We start from the raw sequence: 396 nt of genomic DNA on the forward strand, positions 1-396 counted from the left end.
TGGCGAGCCGCTTTACGGCTTTACCCCTGATGCCGGACTCCCTCTAGGATTTGAAGGAATTGCAGCATGACTGGTCCACAACCACTTGCAGGTTTGAAGGTTATTGAATTTACCCATATGGTCATGGGCCCCGCGGTCGGTGCCATACTCGCGTCGCTGGGCGCCGAGGTTATCCGTGTAGAGCCCATGGGCGGCGACCGCACCCGGACTCTTGTCGGATCGGGTTCCGGCTATTTTCCGATGTATAACCGGCACAAGAAAAGCATTTGCCTCAATCTGAAAAGCGATAAAGGAATTGAGATAGCAAGAAAGCTGGTGGATGATGCCGACATATTGGTCGAGAATTTCAGACCCGGCGCGCTGGACCGGCTTGGACTTGGCTATGACAAATTATCC

The 396-nt window shown here is 53.5% G+C and carries 1 protein-coding gene; it reads left to right on the forward strand.

Annotated features, from left to right (window positions below):
* Positions 1 to 66: 66 nt before the first annotated feature.
* A partial coding sequence (locus tag AB1K62_RS14660) for a CoA transferase (RefSeq protein ID WP_367004706.1) occupies positions 67 to 396 on the forward strand: 330 nt, incomplete at its 3' end.

Source organism: Parasphingorhabdus sp. JC815, assembly GCF_040717415.1.
Classification (GTDB): domain Bacteria; phylum Pseudomonadota; class Alphaproteobacteria; order Sphingomonadales; family Sphingomonadaceae; genus Parasphingorhabdus.